23 protein-coding genes are annotated in these 25237 nt (G+C 73.9%); 2 read left to right on the top strand and 21 right to left on the bottom strand.

The annotated features are described in order from the left end of the window. Window positions 1-15: 15 nt before the first annotated feature. From dapF to dapA, 13 genes are all read right to left on the bottom strand, one after another. Window positions 16-969 (bottom strand): diaminopimelate epimerase, encoded by a 954-nt coding sequence (gene dapF, locus O3T09_RS00460; RefSeq protein ID WP_020628157.1) that lies wholly within the window; start codon window positions 967-969, stop codon window positions 16-18. Between the two features lie 9 nt (window positions 970-978). After that, window positions 979-1917: a tRNA (adenosine(37)-N6)-dimethylallyltransferase MiaA gene (gene miaA / locus O3T09_RS00455; protein ID WP_043282562.1), complete on the bottom strand. Its 939-nt coding sequence runs from the start codon at window positions 1915-1917 to the stop codon at window positions 979-981. After that, window positions 1917-3464 carry a tRNA (N6-isopentenyl adenosine(37)-C2)-methylthiotransferase MiaB gene (gene miaB / locus O3T09_RS00450; protein WP_020628159.1) on the bottom strand — a complete coding sequence of 516 codons (1548 nt, stop codon included), beginning with the start codon at window positions 3462-3464 and terminating at the stop codon, window positions 1917-1919. Before miaB ends, miaA begins: the two co-directional genes overlap by 1 nt. 39 nt (window positions 3465-3503) lie before the next feature. Continuing rightward, window positions 3504-4511 (bottom strand): regulatory protein RecX, encoded by a 1008-nt coding sequence (locus tag O3T09_RS00445; RefSeq protein WP_136939827.1) that lies wholly within the window; start codon window positions 4509-4511, stop codon window positions 3504-3506. Next, window positions 4508-5572, bottom strand: a complete 1065-nt coding sequence (recA, locus tag O3T09_RS00440; protein WP_070708704.1) for a recombinase RecA — start codon at window positions 5570-5572, stop codon at window positions 4508-4510. The genes O3T09_RS00445 and recA overlap by 4 nt, the downstream gene beginning before the upstream one ends. Window positions 5573-5782: 210 nt before the next feature. Further along, complete coding sequence (locus tag O3T09_RS00435) at window positions 5783-6001, bottom strand: DUF3046 domain-containing protein (RefSeq protein ID WP_002856506.1); 219 nt, start codon at window positions 5999-6001, stop codon at window positions 5783-5785. 98 nt (window positions 6002-6099) lie between these two features. Next, window positions 6100-6501, bottom strand: coding sequence for a helix-turn-helix domain-containing protein (locus O3T09_RS00430; RefSeq protein WP_036315027.1), 402 nt, complete (start codon window positions 6499-6501; stop codon window positions 6100-6102). A 108-nt stretch (window positions 6502-6609) separates the two neighbouring features. Continuing rightward, window positions 6610-7893 (bottom strand): hypothetical protein, encoded by a 1284-nt coding sequence (locus O3T09_RS00425; RefSeq protein ID WP_102708367.1) that lies wholly within the window; start codon window positions 7891-7893, stop codon window positions 6610-6612. An 80-nt stretch (window positions 7894-7973) separates the two neighbouring features. Then, the gene (locus tag O3T09_RS00420; protein ID WP_169577768.1) at window positions 7974-8495 is read right to left on the bottom strand and encodes a CinA family protein; all 522 of its coding nucleotides are present in this window, start codon (window positions 8493-8495) and stop codon (window positions 7974-7976) included. Window positions 8496-8505: 10 nt separating this feature from the next. Then, the gene (locus O3T09_RS00415) at window positions 8506-9120 is read right to left on the bottom strand and encodes a CDP-alcohol phosphatidyltransferase family protein (protein WP_044658592.1); all 615 of its coding nucleotides are present in this window, start codon (window positions 9118-9120) and stop codon (window positions 8506-8508) included. After that, entirely contained in the window at window positions 9117-12287 is a 3171-nt protein-coding gene (locus tag O3T09_RS00410) for an FtsK/SpoIIIE family DNA translocase (RefSeq protein WP_078026117.1), read from the bottom strand. The genes O3T09_RS00415 and O3T09_RS00410 overlap by 4 nt, the downstream gene beginning before the upstream one ends. A gap of 54 nt (window positions 12288-12341) precedes the next feature. Then, the gene (locus tag O3T09_RS00405; RefSeq protein WP_078026116.1) at window positions 12342-14027 is read right to left on the bottom strand and encodes a ribonuclease J; all 1686 of its coding nucleotides are present in this window, start codon (window positions 14025-14027) and stop codon (window positions 12342-12344) included. A 14-nt stretch (window positions 14028-14041) separates the two neighbouring features. After that, window positions 14042-14959 carry a 4-hydroxy-tetrahydrodipicolinate synthase gene (dapA, locus tag O3T09_RS00400; protein ID WP_078026115.1) on the bottom strand — a complete coding sequence of 306 codons (918 nt, stop codon included), beginning with the start codon at window positions 14957-14959 and terminating at the stop codon, window positions 14042-14044. Between the two features lie 41 nt (window positions 14960-15000). On the opposite strand from dapA, the gene O3T09_RS00395 reads away from it, so the two are divergent. After that, the gene (locus O3T09_RS00395; RefSeq protein ID WP_078026114.1) at window positions 15001-16272 is read left to right on the top strand and encodes a heparan-alpha-glucosaminide N-acetyltransferase domain-containing protein; all 1272 of its coding nucleotides are present in this window, start codon (window positions 15001-15003) and stop codon (window positions 16270-16272) included. Between the two features lie 17 nt (window positions 16273-16289). On the opposite strand, the gene O3T09_RS00390 is transcribed toward O3T09_RS00395, so the two are convergent. From O3T09_RS00390 to rpsO, 5 genes are all read right to left on the bottom strand, one after another. Then, window positions 16290-16808, bottom strand: a complete 519-nt coding sequence (locus tag O3T09_RS00390) for a hypothetical protein (protein WP_044658599.1) — start codon at window positions 16806-16808, stop codon at window positions 16290-16292. Continuing rightward, the gene (dapB, locus tag O3T09_RS00385) at window positions 16801-17592 is read right to left on the bottom strand and encodes a 4-hydroxy-tetrahydrodipicolinate reductase (RefSeq protein WP_002855289.1); all 792 of its coding nucleotides are present in this window, start codon (window positions 17590-17592) and stop codon (window positions 16801-16803) included. The genes O3T09_RS00390 and dapB overlap by 8 nt, the downstream gene beginning before the upstream one ends. Window positions 17593-17635: 43 nt before the next feature. Continuing rightward, window positions 17636-18964, bottom strand: a complete 1329-nt coding sequence (locus O3T09_RS00380) for a M16 family metallopeptidase (protein WP_036315003.1) — start codon at window positions 18962-18964, stop codon at window positions 17636-17638. Window positions 18965-19047: 83 nt separating this feature from the next. Further along, window positions 19048-21309: a polyribonucleotide nucleotidyltransferase gene (locus O3T09_RS00375; RefSeq protein ID WP_269295258.1), complete on the bottom strand. Its 2262-nt coding sequence runs from the start codon at window positions 21307-21309 to the stop codon at window positions 19048-19050. Between the two features lie 296 nt (window positions 21310-21605). Beyond that, window positions 21606-21875 (bottom strand): 30S ribosomal protein S15, encoded by a 270-nt coding sequence (rpsO, locus tag O3T09_RS00370; RefSeq protein ID WP_017488396.1) that lies wholly within the window; start codon window positions 21873-21875, stop codon window positions 21606-21608. A 131-nt stretch (window positions 21876-22006) separates the two neighbouring features. Here rpsO and O3T09_RS00365 point away from each other — a divergent pair, with 131 nt between their 5' ends. Continuing rightward, window positions 22007-23011 carry a CPBP family intramembrane glutamic endopeptidase gene (locus tag O3T09_RS00365; RefSeq protein ID WP_044658601.1) on the top strand — a complete coding sequence of 335 codons (1005 nt, stop codon included), beginning with the start codon at window positions 22007-22009 and terminating at the stop codon, window positions 23009-23011. On the opposite strand, the gene O3T09_RS00360 is transcribed toward O3T09_RS00365, so the two are convergent. Genes O3T09_RS00360 through O3T09_RS00350 form a run of 3 tightly spaced genes read right to left on the bottom strand, consistent with a single transcriptional unit; the run spans window position 22989 to window position 25236 of the window. Continuing rightward, window positions 22989-23831, bottom strand: a complete 843-nt coding sequence (locus O3T09_RS00360) for a class I SAM-dependent methyltransferase (protein WP_044658602.1) — start codon at window positions 23829-23831, stop codon at window positions 22989-22991. The genes O3T09_RS00365 and O3T09_RS00360 overlap by 23 nt on opposite strands. Next, window positions 23828-24805: a bifunctional riboflavin kinase/FAD synthetase gene (locus O3T09_RS00355; protein WP_041104239.1), complete on the bottom strand. Its 978-nt coding sequence runs from the start codon at window positions 24803-24805 to the stop codon at window positions 23828-23830. Before O3T09_RS00355 ends, O3T09_RS00360 begins: the two co-directional genes overlap by 4 nt. Further along, the gene (locus O3T09_RS00350; RefSeq protein WP_036314984.1) at window positions 24805-25236 is read right to left on the bottom strand and encodes a hypothetical protein; all 432 of its coding nucleotides are present in this window, start codon (window positions 25234-25236) and stop codon (window positions 24805-24807) included. The genes O3T09_RS00355 and O3T09_RS00350 overlap by 1 nt, the downstream gene beginning before the upstream one ends. Window position 25237 lies beyond the last annotated feature (1 nt).

Genomic DNA, 25237 nt, shown 5'->3' with positions numbered 1-25237 from the left:
CCCGAACGAAAGCGGTCAGGCGGTGAGTTCGCCGTCGAAGACGAGCTCGGCCGGCCCCGAGAGGACCACGTGCTCGGCCCCCTCCGGGCCCGGCACGACATCCACGGCCAGCACGCCGCCGGGCACCTCGACGAGCCACGAGTCCGAGCCCTGGTCGCCCGACCATGCGCGCATCGCCACAGCCGCCGCGCACGCGCCCGTCCCGCAGGACTGGGTCTCGCCCACCCCGCGCTCGTGCACGCGCATCCGCACGCGGCCGACGCTCTCGCGCACGAGCGGCTCGTGCGCGGCCACGAACTCGACGTTCGTCCCGTGCGGCGGGGCGGGGTCCACCTCGGGGGCGCGGCCCAGGTCCAGCCCCTGCAGGTCGGCGAAGGAGGCCAGCGGGACCACGGTGTGGGGGTTGCCCATCGAGATGCTCAGCGCCGGACGCGGATCGGTGAGGCCGTGGGCGAGGACCATCGAGTCCGACGCCGCCTCCTCCGCCAGCTCGGGGTCGAGGTACGACCAGGGGCCCATGTCGATCGCGTAGCCGTGCTCGAGCCGGGTCACGGCCTTCACACCGGCGCGCGTGCCGATGGTGATCGCCCGGCCGGGGGCCAGGTCCACGAGGCCCTTCTCGACCAGGAAGTGCACGAAGACGCGCACCCCGTTGCCGCACATCTCGGCGATCGAGCCGTCGCCGTTGCGGTAGTCCATGAACCACTCGGCCTCGGGGTGCTCGGCGAGCAGCGCCGCACCCTCCGGCAGACGCGCGGACCGCACGGCGCGGATGACGCCGTCGGCGCCGATCCCCCGGTGCCGGTCAGCCAGCCGTGCGACGCGCTGAGCGTCGAGCTGCGTGTTGCCGTCCGGGTCGGCGATCAGCACGAAGTCGTTGCCCGTGCCATGGCCCTTCGTGAACGGCACGCGCGGCGCGCTCGCGTGGAGGGGGTCCTGGGCGGCGGGCGCCGCGGGCTGCTCGGTCATGGGCCCAGTCTAGGTGGCGTCCCCGGCGACGACGGCGAGCGCCTCCGCCACGATGTCCTCGCCCTGCGCGTCGAGCCAGACGACGCGTGGGTCGGCCCGGAACCAGGTCTCCTGGCGTCGGGCGAACCGGCGCGTGGCCACGACGGTCTGCTCGGCCGCCTCCGCCTCGGTGAGCTCGCCGTCGAGGACGGCGAGCATCTGGGCGTAGCCGATCGCGCGGGACGCGGTCGGTCCCTGCCGCAGCCCGTCCGGCCCGGGGACGTCGAGGCGGCGGACCTCGTCCAGCAGACCCTCGGCCAGCATGCGCTCCACCCGGGCCGCGATCCGCTGGTGCAGCTCGGACCGGTCCAGGCGCAGGCCGAGCTGCACCACGGGGGCGACCTCCGGGGCGTACGTGCGCTCCGGCATGAACGCGGAGAACGGACGGCCCGTCAGCCGGCACACCTCCAGCGCGCGCACGATGCGGCGAGCGTCCTGCAGCCGCTCCGCCGAGACCGGGTCCAGGGCGGCCAGCTCGGCCCTCAGCCCGGCCAGGCCCTCCCGCTGCGCGCGCGCCTCCAGCTCGGTCCGCAGCGCCGGGTCCGTGGGCGGGAAGTCGAGCACGTCCAGCGCCGCCCGCACGTACAGCCCGGAGCCGCCCACGAGGATCGGGGTCCGACCCCGCGCGCGGATCTGGTCGAACAGGTCGCGGGCCGCGGACTGGAAGGCCGCCACCGAGGCCTCCTGGCCGACGTCGAGCACGTCCAGCAGATGGTGCGGGACGCCCTCGCGTTCAGCCGGGGTGACCTTCGCCGTGCCCACGTCCATCCCCCGGTAGAACTGCAGGGCGTCCCCGTTGACCACCTCGCCGTCCAGCGCGTGCGCCAGGGCGACGGCGAGGGCGGACTTGCCCGTCGCCGTCGCCCCGACGACGGCGACGACGGGCGGCCGGGCCGCGGCGGCGGGCATCAGGACCGCGGGCGCAGGGTCGGCATGCCGAGGCTCGTGGCACCGGAGCCGCCCGCCGTGCCGGGGGCCGGCGCGCCGCACGATTCGGCCTGGGCGCGGTCCCACGCATCGCCGGCGCGGGAGCGGCGCAGGACGTAGTCCTGTGCGGTCGGGTCGGCGACGGCGAAGAACGGGTGGGCCTCGGTGACCGTCACGGTGACGAAGTCGCCGGGGCGGGGGGTCTCGGCGCCGGCGGGCACGGAGAAGTGCACGAGCCGGTTGTCGGGTGCGCGCCCGGACAGGCGGCCGCGCTCCGCGGCCTTGGAGCCGGAGTCGGCGGTGACGAGCAGCTCCTGGCGGGTGCCGACGAGCGTGGCCATCTCCTCGGCCGAGATCCGGTCCTGCAGGGCCACGAGGCGCTCGAAGCGCTCCTGGACGACGGCCTTGGGCACCTGGTGGTCCATCTCCCCGGCGGGGGTCCCGGGGCGGATGGAGTACTGGAAGGTGAACGCGGAGGAGAAGCGGGAGGCCTCGACCACGCGCATCGTCTCGGCGAAGTCCTCCTCGGTCTCCCCGGGGAAGCCGACGATGATGTCCGTGGTGATGGCGGCGTGCGGGATGCGCTCGCGCACCTTCTCCAGGATCCGCAGGAACTTCGCGGACCGGTAGGAGCGGCGCATGTCCTTGAGCACCTTGTCCGAGCCCGACTGCAGGGGCATGTGCAGCTGCGGCATGACGTTGGGGGTCTCGGCCATCGCGTCGATGACGTCGTCCGTGAACGCGGCCGGGTGGGGGCTGGTGAAGCGGACGCGTTCGAGGCCCTCGATCTCCCCGCACGCGCGCAGCAGCTTGGCGAACGCGCCGCGGTCGCCGAACTCGACGCCGTAGGTGTTCACGTTCTGGCCCAGCAGCGTGACCTCGACGGCGCCGGCGTCGACGAGCGCCTGCACCTCGGCGAGGATCTCCCCGGGGCGGCGGTCCTTCTCCTTGCCGCGCAGCGACGGGACGATGCAGAACGTGCACGTGTTGTTGCAGCCCACGGAGATGGACACCCAGCCGGAGTGGGTGGAGTCGCGCTTGGTGGGCAGGGTGGAGGGGAACACCTCGAGCGACTCGAGGATCTCGATCTCGGCCTCGGCGTTGTGGCGCGAGCGCTCCAGCAGCACGGGCAGGGAGCCGATGTTGTGGGTGCCGAAGACGACGTCCACCCACGGGGCCCTGCGCTGGATGGCGGCCTGGTCCTTCTGGGCGAGGCACCCGCCGACGGCGATCTGCATGCCCGGGTGCGCGTCCTTCACCGCACGCAGGTTGCCGAGGTTGCCGTACAGGCGGTTGTCCGCGTTCTCGCGGACCGCGCACGTGTTGAAGACCACGAGGTCGGCCTGGGCGTCCTCGGCGACCGGGGCGTAGCCGGTGGACTCGAGCAGGCCGGAGATGCGCTCGGAGTCGTGCACGTTCATCTGGCAGCCGAAGGTGCGGACCTCATAGGTCAGGCCCTCGTGCGGGCGCGCGGCGGCGCCGTCCTGCGCGAGCGGGGTGGTGCGGGGGGTGGGGTCCGTCAGAGTCACCGCACCATTCTAGGAACTCCGGGCGCGGCCCGGGTCCGCTCACTCCTCGTGCTCGGCGAGGACCTCCTTCACGACGGCGAACGCGAGGCCGCCGCCGTAGCCCTTGCGTCCCAGCATGCCGACGAGGCGGCGGGTCACCTTGTCCCGCTCGGCCCGGGCCTCCGGCGAGGCACCGCCGGGGACGGTGCGGCCCCGCAGCCGTCGGCGCACGAGGTCGAGGGCGGCGGCCCGTTCGTCCTCGCCGTCGATGGCCTCGAGCGCCTCGGCGGCGATCTCCCGGTCCACGCCCTTCTGCTGGAGCTCGTGCCCGAGGGCACGGCGCGCCAGGCCCTTGCTTCGGTGACGGCTGCGGACCCAGACCTCGGCGAAGGCGGCGTCATCCACGAGGCGCACCTCCTCGAAGCGGTCGAGGACGCGCTCGATCAGCTCGGGCTCGGCCTGGCGCTCGGCGAGCTTGCGTTCGAGCTGGCCGCGGGAGCGGGGGCCCAGGGCGAGCTGGCGCAGGACGACCTCGCGTGCGGCCTCCTCGCGCTCACGCGGTGCGGTGGGCAGGGGCGCCGGGCCGGGGCGACGTCGGGGGCGGTCGGTCTCGACGGCGGGGCGGGGATCCACGGCCGGGCGTCCCTCGTCGCGAGGACGGCCACGCCGCGGGGGCGTGGTGGCCCGCTTCCGGCCCCGGCGCTCGATGTCCGCCCGGGTGTCCTCGCGCCCGGACCAGGGCAGCGCACGGGGCCCGGCGCCGGGCGCGGGACTGGGCAGATCGCTCGCGCGAGTCAGCAGGGCCCCGAGATCCGGTGCCGCGCCGGGGGCGGGATCCGAGCCGTCCCCCGCGGGGGTTCCGGCGTCGCGCGCGGGCACGGCGTCCCGCGCGGCGTCCGCGTCGGACGACGTCGGCTCCGGTGCGCCGGCCAGGTCGAGCCACATCCGGCCCACGTCCGAGTCCCGGGCGTCGTCGAACGCGGACGCACCGGAGGCGGAGCCGCTCCGGCCGGTCGTCTCCGACCGGTGGGCGGCCCCGCCTCCGACGTTCCTGCGCGATCGGGTCATCCGGCCGCGGTGTCCCCCGGAACCGCGGTCAGGGCCGGGGCCTCGTCGTCCTCGGCCTCCGGGGCCACGCCGATGCCGAGCTTCGTGAGGATGCGCTCCTCGATCTCGTTGGCGAGGTCCGGGTTGTCCCGGAGGAAGCGACGGGCGTTCTCCTTGCCCTGCCCGAGCTGGTCCCCGTCATAGGTGAACCACGCGCCGGACTTCTTGACGATGCCCTCCTCGACACCCATGTCGATCAGGCCGCCCTCGCGGGAGATGCCGACCCCGTAGAGGATGTCGAACTCGGCCTGCTTGAAGGGCGGGGCCATCTTGTTCTTGACGATCTTCACGCGGGTGCGGTTGCCGACGGGGTTGCCGGCCTCCTTGAGGGTCTCGATGCGGCGGACGTCGATGCGCACGGACGCATAGAACTTGAGCGCCTTGCCGCCCGTGGTGGTCTCCGGGGAGCCGAAGAACACGCCGATCTTCTCGCGCAGCTGGTTGATGAAGATGGCCGTGGTCTTGGTCTGGTGCAGGCGGCCGGTCACCTTGCGCAGCGCCTGGGACATGAGGCGGGCCTGCAGGCCGACGTGGGAGTCGCCCATCTCGCCCTCGATCTCGGCGCGCGGGGTCAGCGCGGCCACGGAGTCGATGACGACGATGTCCAGGGTGCCCGAGGAGACGAGCATGTCCATGATCTCCAGGGCCTGCTCGCCGGTGTCCGGCTGGCTGACCAGCAGGGCGTCCGTGTCCACCCCGAGCTGGCGGGCGTAGACCGGGTCCAGGGCGTGCTCCGCGTCGATGAAGGCCGCGATGCCGCCGTTGCGCTGCGCGTTGGCCACCGCGTGCAGGGCCAGGGTGGTCTTGCCCGAGGACTCCGGGCCGTAGATCTCCACCACGCGGCCGCGCGGCAGGCCGCCGATGCCCAGGGCCACGTCCATGGCCACCGAGCCCGTGGGGATGACCTCGACGGGTGCCTGGGTCTGGTCCCCCAGCCGCATGACGGAACCCTTGCCGAACTGCTTGTCGATCTGGGCGAGAGCGGCCTCGAGGGCCTTCTCGCGATCCGTCACCTTGCTCATCCTTCACCCCTAGCTCTGGTGGTGCTGCCGCGGACGCTGGAGCGCCCGCCTCGGTCATGTCCGTGAATCTACGGGGGGCGGCGGACACGATAAGCGTGGCCGGCCCCGCCTGTGCACGAGATCACCCCGTCGCACTGCTGTGCAGGACTCTACCGCATTCTTCGAACACGTGTTCGAACAGGGGCAGTGCCCCGCCAGCGCGTCGCGGCGTCAGCGTTTCGGCGGCACGTCCCGACCGAGACGCCGCTCCTGGGGGATCTCATGCAGGTCGCAGACCGCCAGCCAGACCCGCCGCGGGTCCACGCCGGCGGCGAGCGCCGCCGTCGCGGTGGTGTCCAGGCCGGGCAGGTGCAGGGAGTCGGCCACGAGGCCGGCCCGGGCGGGGCCGAACTCCTCGTCCATCAGCCGGCGGAACTCGCTCTCGCGCACGGGCGGTCCTCTCTGTGGTCGGTCGCGGGGTCAGGGACGGGGACGCAGACGGCGCGGGCGCCCCGAGACGGGGCGCCCGCGCCGTGGGTGTGGCGGGGTCAGCGGCCGGCCAGCGAGCCCAGGCTGGGGTCCGTGAGGTCGTCCGGCAGGGTGTCCGGGACGACCATGCCCTCCTGCTCCACGAGCCGGTCCGAGACCTCCCGCAGCAGGTAGGACAGCGGGATGTCCAGCGCCTGGCAGATCGAGGCCAGCAGCTCGGAGGAGGCCTCCTTCTGGCCGCGCTCCACCTCCGACAGGTAGCCGAGCGAGACACGGGCGTCGTGCGAGACCTCGCGCAGGGTGCGGCCCTGGAGCTGCCGGACGTCGCGCAGGACGTCGCCGATCTCGTGGCGGAGGAGGGGCATGCTGCGCTCCTTGATGTCGGGGGCGGCCGCGCGGGGACGGGGCTGGTCATCGACCCAGCGCGTGATTCCGTGGGAATGGACGGGATGTCGCATCATGTCTATCGCCTGCTCCTGGACTTTTCCTGAAGGGCGCCGGGCCGCGGGCCTGATCCCGCCGGGGCACTCTTCTTGACTCGTTACATTCAACGTCGGGCGGGGTCGCGTTCATTCCCGAGACATGGTCTCCTCCGCCGTCGGGCCCTCGGCGGCCCCGTCGCCCTCGTGCCGCTCCGAGCGCCGATGTCGTTCCCGCAGGGAGTACGTGGCGTTCCGGATGCGGTCGGAGTCGTCCAGGCTCGAGCCGACGGCCCCGGCCATCGTGCCCATCGACGCCGCGAGCCACACGAGCCGCACGTAGTCGCGCACGCCGCCGGGCTGGTCGAGCTCCTCCTCCAGATACTCCACGGGGATGATCATGAGCGCGACCAGCAGCAGCGTGACGAAGAGCAGCACGTAGACGACGGTGCAGGCCAGACCGACGGTGAGCACGGTGGAGAGGTTGTCCAGCCGCGAGCTGTGCCGGTGGGTCGCACCGTGCGTCCACAGGCCGTTCGTGGTGACCAGCCACGCCACCAGCAGCACCACGGACAGCACGCTGACCGCCGCGAGCCGCACCGGGGACATCACGCTGGAGAGCACCCAGATGGAGCCGAAGAACACGCCGTAGGCACCGGCCGCGCTGGCCGAGGCGATCGTGAACGTCATGTCCCGCGGCATGAGCAGCGGCCGGTTGGCCATCACCATCCCGGCCAGCAGACGCAGCGTGCCCGTCCAGCCCTTCACGTACACCGTGGACGTGCGCCGGGACCCGCCGCCCATCCGGGTGGTCGTGGTCACGTCCGCGTCGACGTCGACCAGGGGGGCGATGCCCCGCAGTGCGGCCGTGTCGGGCTCGGGGGGCTCGTCCGTCGGGGACGGGCCGTCGTCCTCCTCCACCTCGCCGGACTCGTCGGAGGACTGCACGTCCAGCTCCCCGTCCGGCGGGTCCACGTGGGGGGCGGTGTCGATGTGCTCGACGATCCGCAGCACCGTCTCCCGCAGCCGGCGGGCCGGGGTGATGACCCCCAGCGCCGGGACGCACACGACGCCGACCCGCAGCTGCGGCACGACGTCCGCCACCACGCCGCGCCGGTCGTCGAACCGGGGCAGGTCGACGACGGCGACCACCGTGTCCCATCCCTGCCCGTCTGCGAGGGAGCGGACCGGCTCCTCCAGGACCATGCCCCCGGTCGCACCGACCGGCAGCGACTCCTGCCGCGTCTCGACCCGCCAGCCGCCGGGCTGCGGCAGGCGTTCGTCGAGCCGGTCCTCGACGTCCCCGGCGATGCGGCGCACGAGAGCCCACGGGGTGCCCGGGTCGGCCACGAGGCCGATGACGCGGGGGCCCGGGGCGTCGTCGCCGTCCTGCGGTGCATGCTCGGGCGGGGTGGGAGGCGATGCGGTCTCCATCGCGCCGAACCTACGCGGCGGGGCGGGCCGGCACCAGGGACGGGGCGCCGAGGCGGGTCGGTCGGCGCCCCCATGCAGCCTCAGTGGCCGGGGCCGGCGAGCAGGTGCGTCAGGGCCTGCAGCGCCGCGGCGACGGTGGCCTCCCGGATCGCGGCCCGGTCGCCGTCGAGCCGGAGGAGGATCGCGGTGGCCGCGCCGTCGCGCTCGCCGCCGAGCACGTCCAACGCGTTCGCGTCCGCGTCGGGCACGGCCAGGCCGAGCCACACGGTGCCCACCGGCCGGCCCTGGTGGGGCTCGGGCCCGGCGACGCCCGTGGTGGCCACGCCGACGTCGGCGCCCAGGGCCGCCCGGGCGCCGAGGGCCATCCGTCGGGCCACGTCCGCGTCCACCGCCCCGACCCGCGTGAGCAGGTCCTCGGGCACACCCAGCAGGCCGGTCTTCACGGCGTTCTGGTAGGCCACCACGCCACCGTGCAGCACGGCCGACGCCCCGGGGACGTCGGCCAGGCGCGCGGCCAGCAGGCCGGCGGTGAGGGACTCCCCCGTCGCCACCGTGCGGCCCGCGTGCGCGAGCGCGTGCACCACGTCCTGGGCGCCTGCCATGGTCATCGCCTCAGGCCCCCCGCTGGGCGGCGAGGGCGTCCCGCCGCAGGACCCACGCGTCCTTGACGTACTCCAGGCCGGTCAGCACCGTCAGCACGGTGGCGGCCCCGATGACCACCCAGCCGGCCCACGGCCACCAGCCGCCCACGACCGGGGCCAAGGGCAGGAGCAGCAGGCCGATGCCCACGGTCTGCAGCACGGTCTTGAGCTTGCCGCCGCGGCCGGCCGGCATCACGCCGTAGCGGATCACCACGAAGCGCATCAGGGTGATGCCCCATTCGCGCACCAGGATCACGATGGTCACCCACCACCACAGCTCCCCCAGCAGGGAGAACAGCACGAGGGCCGTGCCCGTGAGCAGCTTGTCCGCGATGGGGTCCGCGATCTTGCCGAAGTCGGTGATCAACCCGCGGGCGCGGGCGATGTCCCCGTCGAGCTTGTCGGTGTACATGGCCGCCGCGAACAGCGCCAGCGCGAGCCACCGGGCGACGAGCGAGTCACCGCCCCACGGCCCGCCGACCCACAGCGCCCAGGCGAAGAAGGGCACCATCAGGATGCGCACCGAGGTCAGGATGTTCGGCAGGTTCCAGGCGGACACGCGCTGCGCCCCGCCCGCCGCGCTCATCTGCCCGTCAGCTGCCACGCGTCCTCCGATCCCTCATCATCGTCCTCGTCGTTCCAGTCCACGGCGGCCGGGCGCGAGTCCAGGTCCTCCTGCACCAGGTCGCGCGGAGCGGCCGACGCCGAGGCGTCGCCGTCGCCGGTTCCGGCCGAGGCGTCGCCGTCGCCGGAGGTGGCCGAGGGCGGGGTGTCTCCGGAGATGGTGGCGAGCACGTCCGCGAGGTCGTCGGGCTTGACCAGCACGTCGCGGGCCTTGGAGCCCTCGGAGGGGCCCACGACGCCGCGGGACTCCATGAGGTCCATGAGGCGGCCGGCCTTCGCGAAGCCCACCCGCAGCTTGCGCTGCAGCATGGACGTGGAGCCGAACTGCGTGGTGACCACGAGTTCGACGGCCTGCAGGAGCAGGTCCAGGTCGTCGCCGATGTCCTCGTCGATGACCTTCTCGGTCTTCTCGGGGATCACGTCCGCGCGGTACTGGACCTGCATCTGCGACTTCACGTGCTCCACGACGGCGTGGATCTCGGACTCGTTGACCCACGCCCCCTGCACGCGCATGGGCTTGGACTTGCCCATCGGCAGGAACAGGGCGTCGCCCTGGCCGAGCAGCTTCTCCGCGCCGGGCTGGTCCAGGACCACGCGGGAGTCCGTGACCGACGACGTCGCGAACGCCATGCGCGAGGGCACGTTGGCCTTGATCAGGCCCGTGACCACGTCCACGGACGGCCGCTGCGTGGCGAGCACGAGGTGGATGCCGGCCGCACGGGCCAGCTGGGTGATGCGCACGATCGCGTCCTCGACGTCGCGCGGGGCGACCATCATCAGGTCCGCGAGCTCATCCACGATGACCAGCAGGTACGGGTACGGGCGCAGCACGCGCTTGGAGTCCGGCGGCAGCTTCACCTGGCCGGCCCGGACGGCCTTGTTGAAGTCGTCCACGTGCTTGTAGCCGAACGCCGCGAGGTCGTCGTAGCGGGTGTCCATCTCCTTGACGACCCACTGCAGCGCCTCGGCCGCCTTCTTCGGGCTCGTGATGATCGGGGTGACCAGGTGGGGCACGCCCTCGTACGCGGTGAGCTCGACGCGCTTGGGGTCCACCATCACCATGCGCACCTCGTCCGGGGTGGAGCGCATGAGGATCGAGGTGATCATCGAATTCACGAACGAGGACTTGCCGGCGCCGGTGGCGCCCGCCACGAGCATGTGGGGCATCTTCGCGAGGTTGGCCACCACGTAGCCGCCCTCCACGTCCTTGCCGACGCCCATCACCATCGGGTGGTCGGTGCGCTGGGCGGCCTGCGAGCGCAGGACGTCGCCGAGGGCCACGACCTCCTTGTCCGTGTTGGGGATCTCGATGCCGATCGCGCGCTTGCCCGGGATGGGGCTGAGGATCCGCACGTCCGAGGAGGCCACCGCGTACGCGATGTTCTTCTCCAGCGCCGTCACCTTCTCCACCTTGGTGCCGGGGGCGACCTCGACCTCGTAGCGCGTCACCGTCGGCCCGCGGGAGAACCCGGTGACCTGGGCGTCCACCTTGAACTCGGTGAACGTGGTGGTCAGCGCGGCGACGACCCGGTCGTTGGCCTCGGAGCGCTCCTTCGGCTGGGGCCCGGCCGGGAGCAGGGCCGACTGCGGCAGCGTGTAGGACACGTCCCCGCCCAGCTCGGACTGGGTGCCGCGGGCCGGCTCGGCGGTCACCGGCGGCACCGGCGCGGGGGTGCTGGCGGGCACGGCGGAGGACGACGACGGTGCGGCGGCCCCGGAGCCCTGACGTGGGGCGTCGTCCAGGGCGAACGGGGTGTCCTCCCCCGCGTCCTCCTCCGGGGCTGCGGCGGCCGGGGCGGCGGCCTCGCGCTGGGCGCGGGCGTGCTCGCGGACCTGCTCGAGGGCACGGTCCGCGGCCGTGGGCCGGCGCACTCCGGCGGGCGGCTGCGGCTCGGCGTCCGCGTCCTCGGGCGCGTCGTCCTCGTCCACCCACGGGTCGAAGTCGTCCGAGGCGTCCCGGCCCGCGTCCCGCGCGTCCGCGGCGGCCTGCTCGGAGTCGAACACGCCCTGCTCCCCGCGAGCGGCTCGCCGGGGGGCGGGCCGGGGCAGGACCTGGGTGGTCTCCGCCTCGGGGGCGGCGTGGGAGCCGACCTCGGCCTCGTGGATCACCGGGGAGTCGTAGGCGGTGCTGGCGGTGTGCTCCGGGGCGGCGTCGGCGGCCTGCTCCTCGCGTGCCCGGCGCCCGCCGAACAGGCGCGCGAACAGGCCGGGGCGGGAGGCCCCGGCGGCGTGGGCGCCGGCGGCCGGGCCGTCCAGGTAGGACTGGTCGTGGTCCGGGTGGGTGCGCCCGGTCTCCGCGTCCACGGAGAGCGGGGCGGCGAGGTCCTCGGCCTCGCGGCGCTCCTCACGGGCCCGGCGCCGCTCGGCACGGCGGGCGGCCCGCTGTTCGGAGGCGCCCTCGGGGTCCTGGCCCGTGAGCCAGTCGTAGCCGCCCGCGATCCGCTGCGGGATCGAGCCGACGGGCGTCGCGGTGAGCACGAGCACCGAGAAGAAGGCCAGCAGGATCATGAGGACCCAGACGGGCACGGGTGTCAGCAGGGAGGCCAGCGGCGCCGTCGCGAGGTAGCCGACCATGCCCCCGGCGCCGAGCATGTCCTCGAAGGCGTCGGCGGCCGAGGGCACGCCGCCCACGAGGTGGGCGATGCCGGAGCCCGCGACCGTGGCCATGAGCAGGCCGATGATGATGCGCCCGTTGGCGCGATGGTCCGTGGCGTGGCGGAAGCAGCGCACGGCCACGACGAGCAGGGCGATCGGCACCAGGAGGGCGAACCACCCGACGGTGCCGCCCACCACCCCGTGCACCACGCGGCCGACGGCGGTGCCGCGCAGGCCCCACCACTCCACGGCCGCGATCAGCGCGGCGAGCAGCAGCAGGACCAGGCCGGTGCCGTCACGGCGTTCCTCGCGGTCGATGCGCACGTCCGGGCCGAGCTTGCGGAAGCCGGCGCCGACCGGCGTGGCCAGCCCCATCCACAGGGTGTGCAGGGCGCGCAGGGGCGCGGCGGGCCGGTCGGCCTCGGGGACGGTCGCGGTCGACCCCTTCCGTCCGGAGCCTCGGCGTCCGGCGGAGCCGGAGCGGGACGTGGCGGAGGAGGACGACGAACGCGTGGGGGAAGTACGGGTCGCCATGCCCACCAAACTACCGCGAACCGCGGACACGGCAGGCATGGCGACCCGGAGGGGTCAGGCCTCCAGGACCACCGGGATGATCATCGGGCGGCGGCGCAGCTTGCGGTTGACCCACGTGCCGACGGTCCGGCGGACCACCTGCTGGAGCTGGTGGGCGGTGTGGTCCTTGCTGGACTGCACGGCCTCCTCGAGCGCCCGGACGATCTTCGGCTTGATCTCCTCGAACACCTTCTCGTCCTCGGCGACGCCGCGGGCGTGGACGTCCGGGCCGGACACGATCGCGCCGGTCTGCCGGTTGACCACGGTGATGATCGAGAGGAAGCCCTCCTCGCCCAGGACACGGCGGTCCTTGAGGTCCGAGTCGGAGATCTCGCCCACGGAGGAGCCGTCCACGTACACGTAGCCGCACTCCACCTCGCCGACGACCTTCACGAGACCGTCGGTCATGTCCACCACGGTGCCGTTGCCGGCCAGGATGACGTTCTCGGCCGGCACGCCGGTCTTCTCCGCGATCCGGCCGTTGGCGATCAGGTGGCGGGTCTCGCCGTGCACCGGCATCACGAACTCGGGCTCGACGATGTTGTAGCAGTACAGCAGCTCGCCCTCGGAGGCGTGGCCGGAGACGTGCACCTTGGCCATGCCCTTGTGCACCACGGTCGCGCCGAGCTTCATGAGCCCGTTGATCACGCGGAACACGGAGTTCTCGTTGCCCGGGATCAGCGAGGAGGCCAGCACGACGAGGTCGCCCTCCTCCAGCTGCACCTGGTGGTCGCCGTTGGCCATCCGGGACAGGGCCGCCATCGGCTCGCCCTGGGAGCCGGTGACCATCAGCACGATCTCGTCGTCGCGGTACTTGTCCACCTTGCGGATGTCCACGAGGATCCCGTTCGGCACGTTGAGGTAGCCGAGCTTCGCCGCGATGGTCATGTTGCGGATCATGGAGCGCCCGCCGAAGGCCACCTTGCGACCGTGCTTGTGGGCGGCGTCGAGGACCTGCTGCACGCGGTGCACGTGGGAGGAGAACGAGGCCACCACGATGCGGCGCTTCGCCGTGGCGAAGTAGCGCTCGAGGGTGGGGCCGATCTCCGCCTCCGTGGTGGTGAACCCCGGGACCTCGGCGTTCGTGGAGTCGGTCATGAACAGGTCCACGCCCTCCTCGCCGAGACGGGCGAAGGCGCGCAGGTCCGTGATGCGGCCGTCGAGCGGCAGCTGGTCCATCTTGAAGTCGCCGGTGTGCAGGATGGTGCCGGCGTCCGTGTGGATGGCGACGGCGAGCGCGTCCGGGATCGAGTGGTTCACGGCCACGAACTCGCACTCGAACGGGCCGAACTCGACGATGTCGTCTTCCTTGACCACGCGGGTGCGCGGCTTGATCCGGTGCTCCTCGAGCTTGGCCTCGATCAGGGCGAGCGTCAGCTTGGAGCCGATCACGGGGATGTCGTCGCGCAGGCGCAACAGGTACGGCACGGCGCCGATGTGGTCCTCGTGGCCGTGGGTCAGGACGATGCCGACGACGTCGTCCACGCGGTCCCGGATGTAGTCGAAGTCCGGCAGGATCAGGTCGACGCCGGGCTGGTGCTCCTCGGGGAAGAGGACGCCGCAGTCGACGATGAGGATCTTGCCGTCGATCTCGAAGGTGACCATGTTGCGGCCGACCTCCTCGAGGCCGCCCAGCTGGACGATGCGGCAGGTGCCCCGCTTGAGCTTGGGCGGGGTGGACAGGCGGGTGCCTGCGGTCATGGAACGGGTCCCTTCTAGAAGGTGATGCCGGCCTCCGCGAGGTCGGCTCGGATGACGGAGAGCTCGTCCCGCGTGGCCTGGACGAGGGGCAGCCGCACGGCTGCGGACGGGATGACGCCCTGGGCGGCGAGGACGGCCTTCGCGGCCACCGCGCCCTGGACATGGGTCATGATGCCGCGCTGGACGGGGTCCAGCGCGAAGTGGTGATCACGGGCACCGGCCAGGTCGCCTGCGTGGACGGCGTCCACGAGCTGGCGGTACAGCTCGGGGGCCGCGTGCGCGGCCACCGAGACGACCCCCACGGCGCCGAGCGCCATGAGCGGCAGGGTCGCGCCGTCGTCGCCGGAGTAGAGGTCGAGGTCCGTGTGCGCCAGGACGGTCGTGGTGGACTGCAGGTCCCCCTTCGCGTCCTTGAGCGCACGGATGTTGGGATGCTGCGCGAGCGCGATCAGCGTCTCGGGCTCGATCGGCATCACGGAGCGGCCCGGGATGTCGTAGAGCATGATCGGCAGGTCCACGCCGTCGGCCACGGTCTCGAAGTGCGCGCGGATGCCGGCCTGGTTGGGCTTGTTGTAGTACGGGGTGACGAGCAGCAGCCCGTCCACGCCCGTCTCGGCCGCGCGGCGGGACAGCTCGAGGGTGTGCGCCGTGTCGTTGGTGCCGGTGCCGGCCACGACCCTGGCGCGGTCCCCCACGGCCTCGACGACGGTGCGGAACATCGCCACGTTCTCGTCGTCCGTGAGCGTGGAGGTCTCGCCGGTGGTGCCGGTGACCACGAGGCCGTCGGCCCCGCGGTCCACCAGGTGCTCGGCCAGCGCGGCGGCCGCCTCGAGGTCCACGGCGCCCTCGTCCGTCATGGGGGTGACCATGGCGGGCACGACCGTGCCGAAGAGCAGCTCGGAGGGGATGACGGCGGAACGGACGGCACTCATGGGCCCCACCCTACCTGCGAGACTGGGGGCCCGCGCCGTCCGTGGCCCCTCCGCGACGCGCGGCGACCCGAGAGGAGCCCGCCCTGCGTCCCGCCCCGCCCCCCGCCGCCGTCCGCCCGGACCGGCCCGCGCGTCGCCGGCTGCCCGGCGTCGACGCGGCCCGCGCGATCGCCCTGCTCGGCATGATCACCGTCCACGTCCTCGACCCGGTGACGGCGGACGGGGCGCCGCACCCGGCGTTCCTGTGGTTCGCCGGACGCGCCTCGGTGCTGTTCGTCCTGCTGGCCGGAGTCGGGCTGGCCCTGTCCACGGGGGGCGCGACGCCGGCCACGGGGGTCCGGCGCGCGGCGCTGCGCCGCCGGATCGCCCGACGGGCGGGCCTGCTGTTCGTGCTCGGGCTCGCGTGCGGGACGCTCGGCGTCCCCGTGGCCGTCATCCTGTGCCACTACGCCCTGCTCTTCCTGCTCGCGCTGCCCCTGCTGGGCCTGCGCGCCCGCGCCCTGGGCCTGATCGCGGGGGCGTGGCTCGTGCTCGGGCCGGTGCTGGTGTTCGCGGTGGTCGCGGCCGCGCAGGCCGCCGTGGGGCGTCAGGAGTTCTTCGTGGGCGGGCGGCTCTGGCTCTCCCCCGGCCCCGCGGACCTGCTGCGTCCCGGGCTGCTGCTGGCCGATCTCACGGTCACGGGCTACTACCCCGTCCTGTCCTGGGGCGCGTTCCTCGTGCTGGGGCTGGCCCTGGGGCGGCTGCCGCTGGACCGTCGCCGCGTGGCCGCCGGGATCCTCGGCGGCGGGGCCACGGCGTGGGCGGCGGCCGGCGTCGTCGGTGCGGCGGTGCTGCGGGCCCCGGGCACGGTCGGGCGGGTCGCCGCGGCGATCGGCACGGACCCGGTCGAGACGGCGCTCACGCTGCGCACGGGCGAGCCGCGGCTCGCGCTGCTGATCCCGGATCCGCTGTGGCTCGCCCTGCCGACCCCGCACTCCGGGTCCGTGGTGGCCGCCGTGCTTGCGGCGGGCTGGGCCTGCGCCGTGCTGGGCGCCTGCCTGCTGGCCCGGCCGCTGGTCGGGCACGCCGCGCTGCGCCCGCTCGTGGGTGCGGGGCGCATCCCGCTCACGCTCTACGTGGGGCACCTCGTGGTGCTCGCGCTCGTGGACGCGACCGGACTCGATCCGGCCGACGGGGCGCTGCTCACCGCCCTCGTCGTGCTGAGCCTCGCGGCCGGGCTGGCCGCCGAGCTCAGCGGCCGACGGGGTCCGCTCGAAGCCGTGATGGCCCGGCTCTCCCGGACGGGTGGGGAACGGGCCGTCGGAGGGCGCTGAGCGACGCGTGGGCCGCGTCAGCCGGCGCGGTGCAGGCGGACGGCCTCCCGGGCCGCCTCGCGGGCGCGGCGGCGGTCGCCCGAGGCGTCGTAGGCCAGGGCGAGGCGGTAGCGGGCGCGCCAGTCGCGCGGTGCGGCCTCGGCCTCCACGCGGTACAGCTCGAACTGGGCGTCGGCGGCCTCCCGGTCGATCCGGCCGCCGGGCGAGCGCGGCAGGTCGTCCTCCGGCAGCCCGCCCTCGGCCTCGAGCTGGTCGGCCAGGCGTTCGGTCTGGCGCCCGAACCACACCTCGCGGGCCAGGACGGCCACGGTCACCAGCACCACGAGGATGACGCCCGCGCCGATCGCCTTGGCCAGTGGCTGCGGGGCGCGCACCAGCGCGACGGACGCGTTGAGGGCGAACCCGGCGAACAGCAGCACGAGCAGGCACACGAAGCCGACCCACACCTTGCTCATCACGGTCGAGCGGCGGGCACGGACGGCGGGCGCGGGCGGGCCCACGGCGCCGTCGTCGGGGGTGCGGGAGGGCTCAGCCAAGGTCCAGGTATCCGTCCAGTCCATAGGTCAGACCCGGGCGGGAGGCCACGGTCCGCAGGCCGAGGACGACGCCGGGCATGTAGGCCCCGCGGTCGAACGCGTCGTGCCGGACCACGAGCTGCTCGCCCGGCCCGCCCAGCAGCACCTCCTGGTGCGCCTCCAGGCCGCGCAGGCGCACCGCGTGCACGTGCACGCCGTGGACGACGGCGCCGCGCGCGCCGTCCGGGTCGTGCTCGGTGGCGTCCGGGGAGACGGGCACGCCGGCCGCGTCCCGGGCCGCGCCGATGAGCTCGGCGGTCCGCACGGCCGTGCCCGACGGGGCATCCACCTTGTCCGGGTGGTGCAGCTCGACGAGCTCGACGGACTCGAAGTACCGCGCCGCCTGCGCGGCGAACGCCGAGGCCAGCACCGAGCCGACCGAGAAGTTCGGGGCGATCAGCACGCCCACCCCCGGGTGCTCAGCCAGCTGCGCCTCGAGGCGCTCGCGGCGCTCGGGCACCCAGCCCGACGTGCCGACGACCGTGTGCAGCCCGTGCTCCACGGCGAAGGCCACGTTCTCGGGCGAGGCGTCCGGGACCGTGAGGTCCAGGACGTGGGTGGCGCCGGCGTCGAGCACCGCGTCCAGGCGGTCCTGCGAGCCGAGCTCGGCCACGAGCTCCAGCCCCTCGGCCGCTCGCACCGCGGGCACCGCGTGGCGGCCCATGCGGCCACGGGCGCCCAGGATCGCGACGCGCGGGACGTCGTCGGGAGCGGACACGGCGGAGGGGGTGCGGGTCTCGGTCATGGCCTCCAGCCTACGCGGCCCGCCCCGGCGGCCGTGGCCGAGGTCAGGCCGGGGCGACGACGACGCGCGCCCGGTCCCCCGCGGCCAGGCGCGCGGCCACGGCCCGGACCTGGCCGGCGTCGACCTCGCGGACCCGGGCGAGGGAGGCCGCCAGGTCCACGTACTCCCCCGTGACCAGCTCGGCCCGTCCCAGCCGGGACATGCGGGCGCCCGTGGACTCCATGCCCAGCACGGTGCCGCCGCAGATCTGCCCGTGGGCGCGCGCGAGCTCCTCCCCGGTGACGTCGGCCTCGGCCATCCGGTCCAGCTCGGCCTCCATCAGCGCGGCCACCTCGTCCACCCGGTCCGGCTGGCAGCCCGCGTACAGGCCCCAGTAGCCGGCGTCGGAGTACCCGGCGGAGAACGAGTAGGTGTTGTAGGCCAGGCCGCGGCGCTCGCGGATCTCCTGGAACAGCCGCGAGGACATGCCCCCGCCCAGGACGGACTGCATGACGCCCAGGGCGAAGCGGTCCGGGTCCGTGGTGGACAGCGAGCGGCCGCCGACGAGGACGTTGGCCTGCTCGACCGCCTTGGTGACGGTGTGCGTGCCGGTCCGCACCCGCGAGGCCGCGGCCCCGGCGGTGTCCACGGCACGACGCGGGGCGGGCAGGGCCCCCTGGGTGAGCTCCCAGCCCGAGGCGCGCAGGGCGGCGAGGACGAGGCGGCAGACCTCGTCGTGGTCGAGGTGGCCGGCGGCGGTGACGACGAGCTCGTCCGGGCGGTACCAGTGCGTGTAGTGCCCCACCACATGGTCGCGGGTGACGGCCCGGATCGTCTCGGGCGTGCCGCCGATCGGCCGGCCGAGGGGGTGGCCGTCCAGCATGACCTCGGCGAGCTTCTCGTGGGCCACGTCCACGGGGTCGTCCGCGTCCATGGCGAGCTCCTCGAGGATCACGCCGCGCTCGGTCTCGAGCTCGTCCGGGTCGATCAGGGAGGAGGTGAGCATGTCCGTGAGGACCTCCACGGCCATCGGCAGGTCCTCGTCCAGCACGCGGGCGTGGTAGACGGTGGACTCCTTGGCCGTGCCGGCGTTGGACTCCCCGCCCACGCGGTCGAAGGCGGCCGCGATGTCCATCGCGGTGCGCGTGGGAGTGCCCTTGAAGAGCAGGTGCTCGAGGAAGTGCGTGGCGCCGTAGCCCTCGGGCGACTCGTCACGGGACCCGACGGCCACCCAGTAGCCGATGGTCACCGAGCGCTGGTCCGGCATGGCCTCGGTGAGCACGCGGACGCCGCCGGGCAGCACGGAGCGGCGCACCACGGAACCGTTGCCCTCGTCCGCCAGCACGCCGTCGAAGTCCAGGGGGATCTCACGGTGAACACTCATGACGGCCATTCTCGCCCATGCGCGACGACGGCGCCGCACCACTCGCGGGGAGGGTGCGGCGCCGTCGTGGTCACCGGGCCGGGCGGGGCGGATCAGGCCTCGATCTGCGAGGACTCGATCGCGTCCGCGGTCTCGGCCAGGGCGTCGGACTCCGCCACCACCGGGGAGAGGGACAGCTTGCCGCGGTCGTCGATCTTGGTGATCTCGACCTGGACCTTCTGGCCCACGCCGAGCACGTCCTCGACGTCGTCCACGCGCTTGCCCTCGTTGAGCTTTCGCAGCTCGGAGATGTGCAACAGGCCGTCCTTGCCCGGGGTGAGCGAGACGAACCCGCCGAACGTGGTCAGCTTCACCACGGTGCCGAGGTAGCGCTCACCGACCTCGGGGACCTGCGGGTTGGCGATCGCGTTCACCGCGGAGCGCGCGGCCTCGGCCGAGGCGCCGTCGGTGGCGCCGATCAGCACGGTGCCGTCGTCCTCGATGGTGATGTCCGCGCCCGTGTCGTCCTGGATCTGGTTGATCATGGCGCCCTTGGGGCCGATGACCGCGCCGATCTTGTCCACCGGGATGCGCACGGAGATGATCCGCGGGGCGGTGGGGGCCATCTCGTCCGGGGCGTCGATGGCGGCGTTCAGCACGGACAGGATGTGCAGGCGCGCCTCGCGGGCCTGCGTCAGGGCGGCGGCCAGCACGGAGGCCGGGATGCCGTCCAGCTTGGTGTCCAGCTGGATCGCGGTGACGAACTCCGCGGTGCCGGCCACCTTGAAGTCCATGTCGCCGAACGCGTCCTCGGCGCCGAGGATGTCGGTCAGGGCCGCGTACTGGGTCTGGCCGTCCACCTCGGCGGAGACCAGGCCCATGGCGATGCCGGCCACGGGCGCACGCAGCGGCACGCCCGCGTTCAGCAGGGACAGGGTGGAGGCGCAGACGGAGCCCATCGACGTCGAGCCGTTGGAGCCGAGGGCCTCGGAGACCTGGCGGATCGCGTAGGGGAACTCCTCGCGGGCCGGCAGCACGGGCACGAGGGCGCGCTCGGCGAGGGCGCCGTGGCCGATCTCGCGGCGCTTCGGGGAGCCCACGCGGCCGGTCTCGCCGGTGGAGTACGGCGGGAAGTTGTAGTGGTGCATGTACCGCTTGGCCGTCTCCGGCGCCAACGAGTCGATCTGCTGCTCCATCTTGAGCATGTTCAGCGTGGTGACGCCCATGATCTGGGTCTCGCCGCGCTCGAAGATGGCGGAGCCGTGCACGCGGGGCAGGACCTCCACCTCCGCGGTCAGCTTGCGGATGTCCGTCAGGCCGCGGCCGTCGATGCGCACCTGGTCGGTGAGGATGCGGCGGCGCACGATCTGCTTGGTGAGGGAGCCGTAGGCCTTGGCGATCTCGCCCTTGCGCTCGGCGAAGTCCTTGCCCTCGCCGGCGAGCTCCTCGAGCACCTCGAGCAGGTAGGCGTCCGAGGCCGACTCGCGCTCCTGCTTGTCGCCGATGGAGAAGATCTCGGTCAGGCGGTCCGTGGCGAGCTTCTCGACGGCGGCGTAGGCGTCGTCCTGGTAGTCCTGGAACACGGGGACGTCCACCGGGTCCTTGCCGGCGCGCTTGACCAGGTCGGCCTGGGCCTCGCACAGGGCGCGGATGAAGGGCTTGGCGGCCTCGAGGCCCTCGGCCACGATCTCCTCGGTGGGCGCCTGCGCGCCGCGCTCCTTGACCAGGGTCCAGGAGTCCGGGGTCGCCTCGGCCTCGACCATCATGATGGCGACGTCGTCGCCCACCACACGGCCGGCCACGGCCATGTTGAACACGGCGCCCTCGAGCTGGGAGTGCTTCGGGAACGCGACCCACTGGCGCGTGCCGGAGCCGTCGTCCATGAGGGCCATGCGCACGCCGCCGATGGGACCGGAGAACGGCAGGCCGGACAGCTGCGTGGACAGGGAGGCGGCGTTGATGGCCACCGTGTCGTAGATCTCGTCCGGGGCGATCGAGGTGACGGTCACGACGACCTGGACCTCGTTGCGGATGCCCTTGACGAACGCCGGGCGCAGCGGGCGGTCGATCAGGCGGCAGGTGAGGATCGCGTCCGTGGACGGGCGGCCCTCGCGGCGGAAGAACGAGCCGGGGATGCGGCCCGCGGCGTACATGCGCTCCTCGACGTCCACGGTCAGCGGGAAGAAGTCGAAGCCCTCGCGGGGCGACTTGCCGACGGTGGTGGCGGACAGCATCGACGTCTCCTCGTCGAGGTAGACCATGGCGGCGCCGGCGGCCTGCTGGGCGAGGCGCCCGGTCTCGAAGCGGACGGTGCGCTTGCCGTACGAGCCGTTGTCGATGACGGCCTCGGCGAAGGTGATCTCAGGACCCTCCATGAGGGCCTCCTTTCAGGTGGACGGCGCCGCAGGCGTCCCTGTCCCCCTGGTCTTCGATCGAGGCCCTCGGCATCCCGCCGTGCGGCGGGGTCCGGGAGCCACTGTCGAGGACCGCGAGCGATGGGCGCGGAGCCGTCGGGTGTGTCGATGATGCGGGGATGCGCGCCATGGCGCGCCGGAGTGCCGCAGGCTGCGGCGATCTCTCCCCCGGGACACACTACGTGCGTCCGGGGGCAGACGAAAGGCGGCGCCGGCGCTCGCGGGTCTCCCGCGGGCTCCGGCGCCGCCTCCTCAGGTCACTTGCGCAGGCCGAGGCGCTCGATCAGCGCGCGGTAGCGCTCGATGTCGACCTTCTGCAGGTAGCCGAGCATGCGACGACGGCGACCGACCAGGGCCATCAGGCCGCGACGGGTGTGGTGGTCGTGCTTGTGCTCCTTGAGGTGCTCGGTCAGGTCCTTGATGCGGCGGGACAGGACCGCGATCTGCACCTCGGGGGAACCGGTGTCGCCCTCGTGGGTGGCGTACTCCTTGATGATCTGCTGCTTGACAGCGGGATCCAGGGCCATGGTGGGCCTCCTTCACTTCGGTACCGCGAACACGGGCCGCGCCCCGCCGGGGCGGACGACGCGGGGCCCACCCCACCGCGGACTGCAGGGAGGCCGAGGGTCGAGTCTACCGCATCGCCTACCCTGGCCCGGTGAGCACCCCACCGGTCCCCCACTCCCCGGCCCCGTCGTCGTTCCCCCTCCGGCCGCCCGCGCCGCCCCTGGATCTGCCGCTGATCGGCCACGGCTACCCCGCGCTGCTGCGCACGCCGCGGGCCCGATGGTGGAACCCGCTCGCGTCCTTCGGCCTCGTGCTGGCCGGCCTGGTGGGCCTCCTCGTGCTGGGGGGCGTGCTGGGCGCTCTCGCCCTGATCGCCACGTCCGGGCCCGCGCTGCTCGGCGCGGCCGACCCGACGGACGTGACCGACCTCGACCTGTACTCCGCGCCCATGGTGCTGCTGAACAACCTCCTGCTCGCCGCGCTGATCGGGGTCGCGCTGCTGGCCGTGGCGCTGGGCCACCCCGTCGCCGCCCGCTTCGTCCACTCGGTCGAGGGCCGCGTGCGCTGGCGCTGGCTGGCGCGCTGCGTCGTCGTGCTGACGCCGCTGTTCCTCGCCTACGTGCTGGGCGCGTGGGCCCTCGACGGCGCCCCCACGGCCCCGCGCGCGCAGGACTGGGTCTGGCTGCTCGTCATGGCGTTCGTGCTCACCCCGTTCCAGGCCGCGGGCGAGGAGTACCTGTTCCGCGGGTGGCTGCTGCTGGCCGTCGGCACGTGGATCCGCCGGCCGGTCGTGGCCGCCGCGGTCACCGCGGTGCTCTCGGCGGCGACCTTCTCGCTCGCCCACGGCTCGCTCGACCCGTGGATCCTGCTGGACCTCGCCGCGTTCGCCGTCGCCGCCGTCCTGCTCACGTGGCGCACGGGCGGGCTCGAGGCCGCCGTCGCCCTCCACGTGGTCAACAACGTGGTGATCATCGCCGTCGGCACGCTCGTGGGCACCGTCGAGGACAGCTACGTGGGCGCGGAGACCGCCGGCTCCCCGGCGGCCACGCTGCTCTCGGTGGCGGTGGTCGCGGTGGCCACGGCGCTGCTGCTCTGGCAGGCGCGGCGGGCCGGGATCGCCCGGACGGTCCCGGTCACCGTGGGCGCCCGCCCCTGACCGGCGCCGCCCACCAGGCCACCGTCACGTAGGGCACCTGCAGGACCGCGTCCGCCGCATGGCCCAGGTGCTCGTGCAGGTACCAGTCGAGGTTGGCCGTCATCCGGGACCGGATCCGCTCGTCCGCGCGTAGCCAGTACGAGCGCGAGGCCATGAGCCCGTGCAGCCCCGCCGCGGTCATGGGCTGCGTCCACGCCCAGCGCGCGTGCTCCTCCGCCCCGAACGGGGCGGCGAACCGGCGCTGCTCCGGCCGGGCGGCGTGCACGTCCCCGGCGTGCATGATCCGGGTGAGACGGTGCACCCACGGCACCGCCGTGTCGAGCTGGTTCCACACCGCGGCCAGGCGCCCGCCCGGGCGCAGCACCCGTGCGGCCTCCGCGCTCGCCGCGGCCGGGTCCATCCAGTGCCATGCCTGGGCCGCCACCACGACGTCGGCGCTCGCCGCCGGCAGGCCCGTGGCCTCGCCCGTGCCCGGCACGGCGCGCACCCGCCCGCCCGTGCCGGCCGCGACCTCGCGTTCCAGGACGGCGCGCATCGACGCCGACGGCTCGAGGGCCGTCACCGTCCGCACCCGGTCCGCCGGGCGGGCCGCGAGCAGCCGGGTGAACAGTCCCGTCCCGGCCCCGAGCTCCACCACGTCCGCGCCGTCGGCGGTGCCCGCCAGGACGCGGTCCACCGCGGCGGCCGGGTAGGAGGGGCGGACGGCGTCGTAGTGCTCCCCGCCGGTCTCGAAGGGGTTGGGCCCGGCCCGACGGGCCCGGGCCGGGCGCCCCGGCAGGTTCGGCACAGCGGGGGGAGCGCCCGGCTCCGGGGCGCTCACCGGTCGGAGGGGGTCGTGGCCAGGATCGCCCGGGCCTCGTCCACGTCCTGCGTGATCTGCGCCACGAGCTTCTCGACGCCCTCGTAGGCGACCATCCCGCGCAGCCGGGCCACGAACTCCACCTCGATGTGCTGGCCGTACAGGTCGAAGTCCTCCACCCGCTCGTCGTGGCGGTCGATCACGTGTGCCTCCACCACGCGGGAGACGTCCTCGAACGTGGGGTTCGAGCCGATGGAGATCGCGGCCGGCCACACCCCGCCGTGCGCGTCGTGCACCCAGCCGGCGTAGACGCCGTCGGCCGGGATCATGCCCTGCACATCCGTCTCGAGGTTCGCCGTGGGGAAGCCGAGCTCGCGGCCGCGCGCGAACCCGTGCACCACCTCGCCGGCGAGCACGTGGTGCCGGCCGAGCACGGCCGCGGCCTGGGCGACGTCGCCCGCGGCCAGGGCCTCCCGCACCCAGGTCGAGGAGCAGCGGCGCTCCGGCTCGGCCCCGTGTTCGGCGGGGAACTCCTCGACGGCCTCGACCTCGAAGCCGTAGCGGGCCCCCAGGCGCACCATCTCCGCGACGTCGCCGGTGTTGCCCCGGCCGAAGCGCACGTCGTGCCCCACGACCACGACGGCGGCGTGCAGCCCGTGCACGAGCATGCCGCGGACGAACTCCTCCGGGGACTGGTCCGCGAACTCGAGGGTGTAGCGCTGCAGGAGCACCGCGTCCAGACCCGCCTCGTCCAGGAGGACGACCCGCTGCTCGGGGCTGATGATGTCCACGTGGGGCACCTCGGGATGGTGCACGGCGCGCGGGTGCGGGGTGAAGGTCACGGCCACGGCCAGGGCGTCGCGGGCCCGCGCCAGCTCGACGACCCGGCGCAGCACCTCCCGGTGGCCGCGGTGCACGCCGTCGAAGTTGCCCAGGGTGACCACGGTGCGCGGCAGGTCCGTGGGGACCTCGTCCAGGCTGTTCCAGACCCGCATCAGAGCGCCCCCGCCTCGGCCGGGCGGGCGGGGCGGTGCGTCAGCAGCCAGATCAGGCCGACCACCGGCAGCACGAGCGGCACGTAGCCGTAGCCCGCGCCGAACCGGGACCACACGGTGTCGTGGGCGAACATCCCCGGATCCAGGACGGTCCACAGGCCCACGCCCACCACGCCGGCCAGCTCCACGAGCACGGCGCCCAGCGCCACGGCCCAGGCGCGCGCGCCGGAGCGGGCGAGCGCGAACGTCGCCACGATGTACACGACCGCCGCGACCGCGGAGAGCGTGTACGCCACGGGGGCGGCGTCGAACTGCGTGAGGATCTGGAAGAGGCTGCGCGCGCTCGCCGAGAGGGCGAACACCGCGTAGACCATGACGATGATCCGGCCGAGACCCTGGTTGCGCGCGGGGGCGCCGTCGCTGGGTGCCATG

It is taken from the genome of Micrococcus sp. H39-S4 (assembly GCF_027158145.1).
GTDB classification, from domain to species: Bacteria; Actinomycetota; Actinomycetes; order Actinomycetales; family Micrococcaceae; genus Micrococcus; species Micrococcus luteus.
The sequence above is the reverse complement of the archived record's forward strand: the minus strand, read 5'-3'. Positions and strand labels throughout refer to the sequence as shown.